9 protein-coding genes and 1 pseudogene are annotated in these 10919 nt (G+C 69.4%); 2 read left to right on the top strand and 8 right to left on the bottom strand.

What is annotated here, in order from left to right:
* Both uvrA and BGO46_RS07860 read right to left on the bottom strand, forming a co-directional pair.
* Positions 1 to 2883 (bottom strand): excinuclease ABC subunit UvrA, encoded by a 2883-nt coding sequence (uvrA, locus tag BGO46_RS07855; RefSeq protein ID WP_292897325.1) that lies wholly within the window; start codon positions 2881 to 2883, stop codon positions 1 to 3.
* Positions 2884 to 2961: 78 nt separating this feature from the next.
* Positions 2962 to 3399, bottom strand: a complete 438-nt coding sequence (locus tag BGO46_RS07860; RefSeq protein WP_292676050.1) for a MarR family transcriptional regulator — start codon at positions 3397 to 3399, stop codon at positions 2962 to 2964.
* A 38-nt stretch (positions 3400 to 3437) separates the two neighbouring features.
* On the opposite strand from BGO46_RS07860, the gene BGO46_RS07865 reads away from it, so the two are divergent.
* Positions 3438 to 3674 (top strand): hypothetical protein, encoded by a 237-nt coding sequence (locus BGO46_RS07865; RefSeq protein WP_292676048.1) that lies wholly within the window; start codon positions 3438 to 3440, stop codon positions 3672 to 3674.
* Positions 3675 to 3745: 71 nt separating this feature from the next.
* Here BGO46_RS07865 and BGO46_RS07870 read toward each other — a convergent pair whose 3' ends face one another.
* A complete protein-coding gene (locus tag BGO46_RS07870) occupies positions 3746 to 3940 on the bottom strand; it encodes a VOC family protein (protein WP_292676046.1) in 195 nt (64 codons plus the stop codon).
* A 226-nt stretch (positions 3941 to 4166) separates the two neighbouring features.
* A complete protein-coding gene (uvrB, locus tag BGO46_RS07875; protein ID WP_292676044.1) occupies positions 4167 to 6248 on the bottom strand; it encodes an excinuclease ABC subunit UvrB in 2082 nt (693 codons plus the stop codon).
* An 80-nt stretch (positions 6249 to 6328) separates the two neighbouring features.
* Here uvrB and BGO46_RS07880 point away from each other — a divergent pair, with 80 nt between their 5' ends.
* On the top strand, positions 6329 to 6931 hold the full coding sequence (locus BGO46_RS07880; protein ID WP_292676042.1) for a DUF4126 domain-containing protein: 603 nt from the start codon (positions 6329 to 6331) through the stop codon (positions 6929 to 6931).
* Here BGO46_RS07880 and coaE read toward each other — a convergent pair whose 3' ends face one another.
* The 4 genes and pseudogenes from coaE to rpsA form a co-directional block, all read right to left on the bottom strand.
* On the bottom strand, positions 6932 to 7549 hold the full coding sequence (gene coaE, locus BGO46_RS07885; RefSeq protein ID WP_292676040.1) for a dephospho-CoA kinase: 618 nt from the start codon (positions 7547 to 7549) through the stop codon (positions 6932 to 6934). It abuts the gene before it with no gap.
* A gap of 13 nt (positions 7550 to 7562) precedes the next feature.
* Entirely contained in the window at positions 7563 to 8735 is a 1173-nt protein-coding gene (locus BGO46_RS07890; RefSeq protein WP_292676038.1) for a diguanylate cyclase, read from the bottom strand.
* Positions 8732 to 10396 (bottom strand): HAMP domain-containing sensor histidine kinase, encoded by a 1665-nt coding sequence (locus BGO46_RS07895; RefSeq protein WP_292676035.1) that lies wholly within the window; start codon positions 10394 to 10396, stop codon positions 8732 to 8734. The genes BGO46_RS07890 and BGO46_RS07895 overlap by 4 nt, the downstream gene beginning before the upstream one ends.
* Positions 10397 to 10518: 122 nt before the next feature.
* Positions 10519 to 10919: pseudogene (gene rpsA / locus BGO46_RS07900) on the bottom strand (30S ribosomal protein S1); the annotation flags it as partial.

Consider the following 10919-nt stretch of genomic DNA (forward strand, 5'->3'; position numbering starts at 1 on the left):
TCAGCCCGCCTTGCGGACAGGCTGGGCCGCGAGCACCTCCGCAAGGAATGCGCCGGTGTGGCTGCCCTCCACCCGCGCGACCTGCTCGGGGGTGCCTGTCGCAACGATCTGGCCGCCGCCGGACCCGCCCTCGGGGCCGAGGTCGATGATCCAGTCGGCCGACTTGATCACGTCGAGGTTGTGCTCGATGACGATGACGGTGTTGCCCTTGTCGACGAGCCCGCCGAGCACCTGCAGCAGACGCGAGACGTCTTCGAAGTGCAGGCCCGTCGTCGGCTCGTCGAGCACGTACACGCTGCGCCCGTTCGAGCGGCGCTGCAGTTCGGTCGCGAGCTTGACGCGCTGCGCCTCGCCGCCGGAGAGGGTCGTCGCGGACTGGCCGAGTCGCACGTAGCCGAGGCCCACGTCGACGAGCGTCTTCAGGTAGCGGTGGATCGCCTGGATCGGCTCGAAGAAGTCAGCCGCCTCGGAGATCGGCATCTCGAGCACCTCGGCGATGTTCTTTCCCTTGTAGTGCACGCTCAGGGTGTCGCGGTTGTACCGCTTGCCGTGGCAGACCTCGCAGTCGACGTACACGTCGGGCAGGAAGTTCATCTCGATCTTGATCGTGCCGTCGCCCGAGCAGGCCTCGCAGCGGCCGCCCTTGACGTTGAAGCTGAACCGGCCCGGCTGGTAGCCGCGCACCTTCGCCTCGCTCGTCTCGCTGAAGAGCGTGCGGATGCGGTCGAACACGCCGGTGTAGGTGGCGGGGTTCGAGCGCGGTGTGCGGCCGATCGGCGCCTGGTCGACGTGCACGACCTTGTCGAGGTTGTCGAGGCCCGTGACGCGCGTGTGCTTTCCGGCGACGCGGCGGGCGCCGTTGAGCTTCGTGGCGAGCACTTCGTACAGGATGCCGTTGACGAGCGACGACTTGCCCGAGCCGCTCACGCCGGTGACCGCCGTGAGCACGCCGAGCGGGAACTCTGCCGTCACGTTGCGCAGATTGTTCTCGCGTGCACCGACGACGGTGACCATGCGCTTCTTGTCGATCTTGCGCCGTGTGCTCGGCGTCTCGATCGTGCGGCGGCCGCTGAGGTAGGCGCCCGTGAGCGACCGCTGCTCATCGAACAGCGACGACAGCGGCCCCGAGTGCACGACCTCACCGCCGTCGACGCCGGCGCGCGGGCCGATGTCGACGATCCAGTCGGCCGCGTGCACGGTCTCTTCGTCGTGCTCGACGACGATCAGGGTGTTGCCGAGGTCTTTCAGATGCACGAGCGTTTCGATGAGGCGCCGGTTGTCGCGCTGGTGCAGGCCGATGGACGGCTCGTCGAGCACGTACAGCACACCGGTCAGCCCCGACCCGATCTGCGTCGCGAGACGGATGCGCTGTGCTTCACCGCCCGACAGCGACCCTGCCGCGCGGCTCAGGCTCAGGTAGTTCAGGCCGACCTGGATGAGGAAGTCGAGGCGCGCGCGGATCTCGCGCAGCACGGCCGCCGCGATCTGGGCCTCGCGGTCGGTGAGCTGCAGCTGCGCGAAGTACTGCTGCGCGTCGCCGAGGCTCAGCCGTGAGGCATCCGCGATGGAATGCCCGTGCACGAGCACGGCGAGCACTTCGGGCTTGAGCCGGTCGCCGTTGCAGGCGGGGCACGGCACTTCGCGCAGGTACTCGGCCCAGCGCTGCCGCTGCGAGTCGCTCTCGGCCTGCGTGTACTGGCGTTCGATGTACGGCACGACGCCCTCGAAGCCCGACGAGTACCGCATCTCGCGGCCGTAGCGATTGCGCCACTTGACGGTGACCTTGTAGTTCTCGCCGCGGAGGACCGCTTCTTTCGCTTCATCGGGCAGCTCGCGCCACGGGGTGTCGAGCGAGAAGTCGAGGTCGTCGGCGAGACCCACGAGCAGCCGCTCGTAGTACTGGTAGAGGCCCTTGCCCTGCGTCGTCCACGGGATGATGACGCCCTCGTTGATCGAGAGCTCTTCGTCGCCGAGCATGAGCTCGACATCGACCGACATGCGGGTGCCCAGGCCCGAGCAGGTGGGGCACGCGCCGAACGGCGCGTTGAACGAGAACGTCCGCGGCTCGATCTCGGTCAGCTGCAGCGGGTGGCCGTTGGGGCACGACAGCTTCTCGCTGAAGCTCTGCCACGCGGCATCCCCCTCTTCGTCGACGAAGTTGACCTGCATGATGCCACCGGCAAGGCCCAGCGCCGTCTCGACCGAGTCGGTCACGCGGCCGAGGATGTCGGGGGCCGCGACGAGGCGGTCGACGACGACCGCGATGTCGTGCTTGTAGCTCTTCTTCAGCGTCGGCGGCTCGGACAGCTGGATCAGGTCACCGTCGACGACGGCGCGGGCGTAGCCCTTGGCCGAGAGCTCTTTGAAGAGGTCGACGAACTCGCCCTTCTTCTGCGTGACGACCGGCGCGACGATCTGGTAGCGGGTGCGCTCGGGCAGCTCCATCAGCTGGTCGGCGATCTGCTGCACGGTCTGACGCTGGATCTGCGCGCCGCACTCGGGACAGTGCGGCACGCCGATGCGTGCCCACAGCAGACGCATGTAGTCGTGGATCTCGGTGATCGTGCCGACGGTCGAACGCGGGTTGCGGTTGGTCGACTTCTGGTCGATCGAAACGGCGGGGCTCAGGCCCTCGATGAAGTCGACGTCGGGGCGGTCGACCTGGCCGAGGAACTGGCGTGCGTACGCGCTCAGCGACTCGACGTAGCGGCGCTGGCCCTCGGCGAAGATCGTGTCGAACGCGAGCGAGGACTTGCCTGATCCGGACAGTCCGGTGAACACGACGAGAGAGTCGCGTGGGATGTCCAGATCAACGTTCTTGAGGTTGTGGACACGGGCTCCGCGGACGCTGAGCTTCGAGTTTGCGACGGGGACGATAGGCACCGGACAAGTCTAGGTCGGGCCTCGGACATGGGTCTCGGGCTTCGCTTCCGGCGGAGCCTCGGGCCGCTCCCCCCGGCGCTACGCGATGCGCCGGCCGGCGAAGGGGGCGAGGCCGTCGCGGACGGCCGCGACCTGCGCGACGGACATCCCGGTGGCCTCCATGACCCGGCCGGGCACGTCGAGCGCCTGCGCGCGCAGCGCGCGGCCCGCGTCTGTGAGCCCGAGTTCGAGCACGCGCTCGTCGCTCGCGCTGCGGGCGCGGGTCACGAGTCCCTGGGCTTCGAGGCGCTTGACGAGCGGCGACAGGGTCGCCGACTCCATCGCGAGCTCGTCGGCGAGCTCGCCGAGCGCGCGCGGCGCGCGCTCCCACAGCGCCAGCATGACGAGGTACTGCGGATGCGTGAGCCCCAGCGGCTCGAGGATCGGCCGATAGATCGCGACCACATTCCGTGCCGCCGTCACGAGGGCGAAGCACAGCTGGTTGTCGAGCTTCAGGAGTTCGTCACGGGCATCCACGCACCCATCCTACCCAATTACTTAGTACGCTAAGGATCATGACGCAGCGAGACGACGACCGACCGCCCCTGCGGGAACGCGTGCGCGAGGCCGGTGGCTGGTACTCCTACCTGAACAGCAGACTGATCCGGTTCGCCGGCCCCGCGTCGGTCGGGCCCTACGACACCGAGCCCGAGCCGGTGCGCACCGAGCGCGCCTGCCCGTTGTGCGGGCATCCGATGTCACAGCACACGTTCGACCGCTCGGGGCCCAAGCCCCTCATGCACTGCCCGTGATCCGCTGCCTCTGATCCACTGTCGAGGATCCACTGCCTCTGATCCACTGCCCGGCAGTCGGCGCCGACCGCTCAGCCGATCGTGATCGAGCCGTCGTCGCCGATCGGCCACCCCGGGTTGACGGCAACCTCCCACGGGTGACCGTCCGGATCGACGAACACGCCGGAGTACCCACCCCATTCGGTCGCAGCTGCGGGCCAGGCGACCCGCGCGCCCGCGGCGAGTGCGTCGGCCAGGATCGCATCGACTTCAGGCTCCGTCCGCACGTTGTGCGCGAGCGTGATCCCGCCCAGCCTCCCCCGTCGGCGACTCCCGAATCTGCGGCCAGGGCCGCACGAGACCACAGCGCGACGACCATGCCGCCCGCCTGGAAGAACGCAACCTTTCCCGCGACGGACGACGGATGCGGCTGCCAGCCGATCGCACGGTAGAACGCGATCGCCCGATCGAGCTCGGCGACCCCGGGAGTGACGAGGCTGACGCGCTGGTCCGTCAGGCGTGCCCGGCCTTCTCCATCGCGCGCAGCTCTTTCTTGAGGTCCTGCACCTCGTCGCGCAGCCGCCCGGCGAGCTCGAACTTCAGTTCTGAGGCCGCCGAGAGCATCTGATTCGTGAGGTCTTCGATCGTCGCCTCGAGCTGCATCGCACCCTCGGCCGCGATGCCCTCGCGGCGCAGCTGCGGCGTGGGCGACTTGCCCTTTCCGGACTTGTTCTTCGCGGTCGCCTTGCCACTCAGCAGCGCCTGCGTGTCGGATGCCTCGCGCGCGAGCGCATCGGTGATGTCGGCGATCTTCTTGCGCAGCGCCTGCGGCTCGATGCCGTGCTCGGTGTTGTACGCGATCTGCTTCTCACGCCGGCGGTCGGTCTCGTCGATCGCGAGGCGCATCGAGTCGGTCATGTTGTCGGCGTACATGTGCACTTCACCCGACACGTTGCGGGCCGCGCGACCGATCGTCTGGATGAGCGAGGTGCCGCTGCGCAGGAACCCCTCCTTGTCGGCGTCGAGGATCGCCACGAGCGACACCTCGGGCAAGTCGAGGCCTTCGCGCAGCAGGTTGATGCCGACGAGCACGTCGTACACACCCTGCCGCAGCTCGGTGAGCAGCTCGACGCGGCGCAGCGTGTCGACGTCGGAGTGCAGGTAGCGCACCCGAACACCGTGCTCGCCGAGGAAGTCGGTGAGCTCCTCGGCCATCTTCTTCGTCAGCGTCGTCACGAGCACGCGCTCGTCGCGCTCGACCCGCACCCGGATCTCTTCGAGCAGGTCGTCGATCTGCCCCTTCGACGGCTTGACGATGATCTGCGGGTCGACCAGGCCCGTCGGGCGGATGATCTGCTCGACGACCCCGTCGGCGATGCCCATCTCGTACCGGCCTGGCGTCGCCGACAGGTAGACGGTCTGGCCGACGCGCTGCTTGAACTCGTCGAAGCGCAACGGCCGGTTGTCAAGCGCGCTCGGCAGCCGGAAGCCGTGGTCGACGAGGGTGCGCTTGCGCGAGGCATCCCCCTCGTACATCGCACCGATCTGCGGCACCGTGACGTGCGACTCGTCGATGACCATCAGGAAGTCGTCGGGGAAGAAGTCGAGCAGCGTGTGCGGGGCCTCCCCCGGTTCGCGGCCGTCGAGGTGGCGCGAGTAGTTCTCGATGCCCGAGCAGAACCCGAGCTGCTGCAGCATCTCGAGGTCGAACGTCGTGCGCATGCGCAGGCGCTGCGCCTCGAGCAGCTTGCCCTGCCCCTCAAGCTCTTTCAGCCGGTCGGCCAGCTCGGTCTCGATCGTGCCGATCGCGCGCTGCACGGTGTCGGTGCCGGCGACATAGTGGGATGCCGGGAAGATCGGCACGCTCTCGAGCTTCTGCACGATCTCGCCCGTGAGCGGGTGCAGCATGTACAGCGCCTCGATCTCGTCACCGAACAGCTCGATGCGCACGGCGTACTCCTCGTACACCGGGATGATCTCGATCGTGTCGCCGCGGACGCGGAAGTTGCCGCGCGAGAAGTCGACGTCGTTGCGGTTGTACTGCATCGCGATGAACTTGCGGATCAGCGCGTCACGGTCGTAGCGCTCGCCCACCTGCAGCGCGACCATGGCGCGCAGGTACTCTTCCGGCGCACCGAGGCCGTAGATGCACGACACGGTGGAGACCACGACGACGTCGCGGCGGCTGAGCAGCGAGTTCGTCGTGGAGTGCCGCAACCGCTCGACCTCGGCGTTGATCGACGAGTCCTTCTCGATGAAGGTGTCTGTCTGCGGAACGTACGCCTCGGGCTGGTAGTAGTCGTAATAGCTGACGAAGTACTCGACGGCGTTGTTCGGCATGAGCTCACGGAACTCGTTCGCGAGCTGCGCGGCGAGGGTCTTGTTGTGCGCCAGCACGAGCGTCGGCCGCTGCACCTGCTCGATGAGCCACGCGGTCGTCGCGGACTTGCCGGTACCGGTCGCGCCGAGCAGCACGACATCGGTCTCGCCCGCGTTGATGCGGGCCGCCAGGTCGGCGATCGCCTGCGGCTGGTCACCACTGGGCTCGTACTCGCTGATGACCTCGAACGGCCGAACGGATCGCGTGGTCTGCATCTTTCCAGCGTAGGCGTGGGCACCGACATCGGGGCGGCCCCTCGACAGGCTCGGGGGCCAGGGGTGTCTACGCTGGGGGCATGCTGGAGTTCGTCGTCGGATCGAGCCTCGCGGCCTCGGCGGGCCTGAATGCCTGGATGCCGCTGTTCGTGCTCGGCATCCTCGATCGGTTCCTGTCCGGATTCGACCTGCCCGCGGGCTGGGCGTGGCTCTCCAGCGACACGGCGCTGTGGATCGTCGGGGCGCTGCTGGTCGTCGAGATCGTCGCCGACAAGATCCCCGCCGTCGACTCGGTCAACGATGTGATCCAGACCGTGGTGCGCCCGGCCTCGGGCGGCATCGCGTTCGGTGCGGGCGCGAGCGCGCAGGCCGTCACCGATCCGACGCATCTGTTCGAGAACGGTGCGTGGGTGCCGATCGTCGTGGGGATCGTGATCGCGCTGGTCGTGCATGGTGCGAAGGCGACGCTGCGACCTGTCGCCAACGTCGCGACCGCCGGGCTCGCCGCGCCCGCACTGTCGACCGCCGAGGATGCGTCGTCACTCGCCCTAGCCGTGACGGCGATCGTGGTGCCGATCGTCGCGGGCATCCTGCTGATCGCGCTCGTCGTCCTGATCATCGTGCTGCTCGTGCGCCGCCGGCGGCGTCGCGCCGCGGCGAAGGCGTCTGCGGCCGCGCCCTGACTACTGCAGAGCGACGGATGCCTCGGCGCGCAGCCGTTCCCAGAGCGCGTCGGTCTGCGCGAGCGTGTGCTCGATCGTCCCCGACGTGTCGATGACGACATCCGCGACAGCGCGGCGCTGCTCATCGCTGACCTGCGACGCGATGCGCGCCGCCGCCTCGGGCTCGCTGAGCCCGCGCAGTGCGACCAGGCGCTCTGCCCGCAGCGACGCGGGCGCGTCGGCGACGACGATGAGCTGCCACGGGTCGTCGACGCGTGCTTCGACCAGCAGCGGCACGTCATAGACGACCACCGCACCGGGATCTGCGGCGAACGCCTGCGCGAAGCGGCGTGCCGACTCCTCCCGCACGGCGGGATGCACGATCGCGTTGAGGCGCGCGAGGGCATCCGCATCGCCGAACACGCGCGCGCCGAGCGCGGCACGGTCGAGCGCACCGCCCTCGCCGATGACGTCGGCGCCGAAGGCATCCGCGATCGCCTCGAGCACCGCCGACCCCGGCGCCTGCACCTCGCGCACGATCGCATCGGCGTCGACGATCACCGCGCCGTGCTCAGCGAGGCGGCGCGCGATCGTGGACTTGCCCGACGCGATTCCGCCCGTCAGTGCGATCAGAGGCATGCCGATCAGCCTGTCACGACGCCCGTGAGGCGTCGAGCACGACGGACGCTCCCGGCGTGTCGGCGGCCCGCTGCGCCGCGGCGCGCGCACCAGCGAGCAGCCGGTCGACGTCGTACCCGGCATCCTCGGTCACCGCGACGCCGACACTGACGAACGGGAACAGACCGGATGCCGCGCCGGCGAGCTCTTCGGTGCAGCCGCGGTAGATCGTCGCCGCGAGGCGGCGCGCGTCGGCCGCCGTGGCCGCGACAGCACAGACGACGAGCCGCCCGTCGCCGTCTTCGCCGACGATCGACGAGGCGGGCGCGTAGCGGCGGACGGCGAGACGGTACGCGGAGTTGACGTCGTCGGCGGCTTCGGGCCCGAACGCCCCGCGGATCCGGGCGATGCCGTCGATGTCGATGACGACGAGCGCGATGCCCTCCGACCGCCACGATGCACGCTCGACGATGTCGGCGCCGGCGCCGGCGAACGTGCGCGCGAGCAGAATGCCGTCGGCGGCGACCCCGCCCCGCGTGAGCCACGCGTAGCGCTGCCGGGAGGTGCGGTTCGCGCGCAACACCGACGTGACGATGACCGCGACCATCGTGAGCACGACCGTCACGATGTTCGCGGCGGTCGGCCCGAACCACTGCTGGAACACGGCGCTCTCGGGGCCGGCAATGACGAAGACCATCAGCCGGACGGCGTAGAACAGCGCCGCCGCCAGCAACACGGCCGCGAAGGCCCACGAGCTGCGGATCAGTCGCAGCGGCGCGCGCAGGGCCTCCACCGCGGCTGCGATGAACAGCACGACGAGACTCGCCGCCATCACCGGCCACCCGCCCCAGCCGTCCGGCTGCGCCGCGTCGATCAGGGCGGCGGCGAAAGTCGCGACGGCACCGACAGCAACGACGACGGCCGGGGTGCGCAGCGCGCGGTCGCTGAACTGCCGCGACCCCAGCCACACGAACCCCGGCACGAGCACGAACATGACGTTGCCGACGGCGATCGCGAACGTGCCGCCCACTCCGGCCGCCCAGGCCGCGTACGCGAGGGTCGCGGAGAGGCCGCAGAAGTACCCGGTCGCCCAGAGCCGGCCCGGCCCGGTGTCTCGACGGATGACGGTCTCCAGGATGAACGCGATGCTCGCAACCGCCCCCACGAGGGCGGTCATGAACGCTGCCGTGTACTCGTCGAGGGTCATCGGGGCATCCTCGTCTGTGCGCTCGCGGGCAGCTCGATGATGAACGTCGTTCCGGTGCCGGGCTCGGACTCCACGCTCATGCGCCCGTCGTGCGCGGCGATGATGTCGTGGCTGATCGACAGCCCCAGGCCGCTGCCGGCGACGTCTTCCGACGCGCGGAAGAACCGGTCGAAGACGTGCTCCTGATCGGCGGGCGAGATCCCGATGCCGGTGTCGCGCACCTCGATGCGCGTCGTCTCGCCGTCGGTGCTCACCGAGAGGTCGATGGCACCGCCGTCACGGTTGAACTTGATCGCGTTGCTGAGCAGGTTGTCGACAACCTGCCGCAGGCGGCCCGGGTCGGCGAGAGCCGTCGCACTGTCGGCGCCGCTGGTCGTCACCTTGATGACGCGCTCGTCGGCGAGCGGGCTGAGCGCGACCACCGACGCCCGCACGATCTCGACGACATCCGTCTCACGAGGGTGGACGGCCGCTTCGACCGACCGCACCGAACGACGTGAGGCCGAGAGGATGTCCGCGACGATCGCGAGCAGGCGCTCACCGCTGCGGAACGCGTTGTCGACGTAGCGGTGTGCCCGCTCGGGGACGTCCTCTTCATCCAGCGCGAGCTCGAGATAGCCGAGCACCGACGTCAGCGGCGTACGCAGCTCGTGCGACACCGAGGCGACCAGATCGTCGCGTGAGCGCAGCGCTTCGCGTTCAGCGGTCACATCGCGCGCGACGACGACGGCGCCCGAGTCGGCTCCGCGGTGGTCGATGAGCCGGCGCGCCGTGAACGTCAGTGCGGTGCGGCGCCCCTCGGCATCCTCCGACCACACCACGACGTCCTCGAACGACTCACCACGGCGGGCGCGGGCGAGCGGGTGATCCTGTTCGGGCAGCTCAGTGCAGCCATCCTCGGCACGCAGCAGCGTCGTCGCGGAGTCCCCGTGCAAGCCCGGAACGGCGCTGCTGATGCGCCCCGCCGCGTCGTTCTCGTACACGATGTCACCGCCGACCGAGAGCCGCACGACGCCGAAGTCGACGGTGTCGAGCACTTCCGCGACCATCTGCTCCTGCCGCACGGCCGCCGACCGCGCGAAGGCGAGCCGCGCGGCCTGCGCGTCGAGCAGCTCACGCTGCGCAGCGAAGCGGCGCGTCGACGAGTATGCAGCGATGCTGAGCGCGACGACCACGAGCGGCAGCAGCAGCGTCGTGAAGCCCCAGTGCGACGCCGGCCCGAAGCCCACCGTCGCCCAGTACGTCGCCGGGATCGCGATACAGCTGAAGATGAGACCGGCACGGCCGAGTGTGGCCAGCCACATCGCCGGCAGCGCCCACAGCAGGCCGAGGCCGCCCGCCGGGTCCGACACCCGCAGCAGCGCGATCGCCGCGATGTCCGCGATCGGCACGACCGCGATCCACTCGGGGCGCAGCCGCTCCCACGGCACCGACATCGTGGCGATGGCGCACACGATGAGCCCCAACGTGCCGAGGGCGAACAGGCCGGCGTCGGGAAGTGTGCCCAGGCTCAGCCCGATCATGAACAGCAGCACGACGGTGCCGCTGAGCAGCAACTGGCTGCCGGCGGTGACCCGATCGCGCGGGTCGGCGCGCAGGATGCCACGGCGCATCATCCGCCGGGCTCCGCCGGGCGCCTTCTCCGAGACGGCCCGCATCATTGGCAACTCACTCCTCGACGTTAGCGCGCACAGGCATCCACTCGGACCGTGCCATGACCGAAAGCGCGAAACGGGGCCGGGGCCCGAAGGCTCCGACCCCGTTTCGGGTGTTTGTCAGTCGATCAACGACCCGACAGCTTCTCGCGCAGAGCCGCGAGAGCCTCGTCGTCGGCGAGGGTGCCGCCACCGGTGCTCTCCGAGGAGAACGACGATGCTCCGGTCTCGACGGGGGCAGCAGCCTCGGCCTCGAGGGCCTTGGCGACGGCGACCTTGTGCGCCTCCCAGCGAGCCTGGGCTGCAGCGTAGTCCTGCTCCCACTTCTCGCGCTGAGCGTCGAAGCCCTCGAGCCAGGCACCCGACTCGGGGTCGAAGCCCTCGGGGTACTTGTACTCGCCGTTCTCGTCGTACTCGGTCGCCATGCCGTACAGCGCCGGGTCGAACTCGGTGCCGTTGGGGTCGACCGACTCGTTGGCCTGCTTGAGCGACAGCGAGATGCGGCGACGCTCGAGGTCGATGTCGATGA

It is taken from the genome of Microbacterium sp. 70-16 (assembly GCF_001898315.1).
In the GTDB taxonomy this organism is placed as follows: domain Bacteria; phylum Actinomycetota; class Actinomycetes; order Actinomycetales; family Microbacteriaceae; genus Microbacterium.

Excerpts from the sequence above, each read along its gene's own strand:
- BGO46_RS07865 (WP_292676048.1), top strand. The coding sequence starts at position 3,438 with ATGACGCAGCGAGACGACGACCGACCGCCCCTGCGGGAACGCGTGCGC.
- BGO46_RS07895 (WP_292676035.1), bottom strand. The coding sequence starts at position 10,396 with ATGATGCGGGCCGTCTCGGAGAAGGCGCCCGGCGGAGCCCGGCGGATG.
- BGO46_RS07880 (WP_292676042.1), top strand. The coding sequence starts at position 6,329 with ATGCTGGAGTTCGTCGTCGGATCGAGCCTCGCGGCCTCGGCGGGCCTG.
- BGO46_RS07890 (WP_292676038.1), bottom strand. The coding sequence starts at position 8,735 with ATGACCCTCGACGAGTACACGGCAGCGTTCATGACCGCCCTCGTGGGG.
- coaE (WP_292676040.1), bottom strand. The coding sequence starts at position 7,549 with ATGCCTCTGATCGCACTGACGGGCGGAATCGCGTCGGGCAAGTCCACG.
- uvrB (WP_292676044.1), bottom strand. The coding sequence starts at position 6,248 with ATGCAGACCACGCGATCCGTTCGGCCGTTCGAGGTCATCAGCGAGTAC.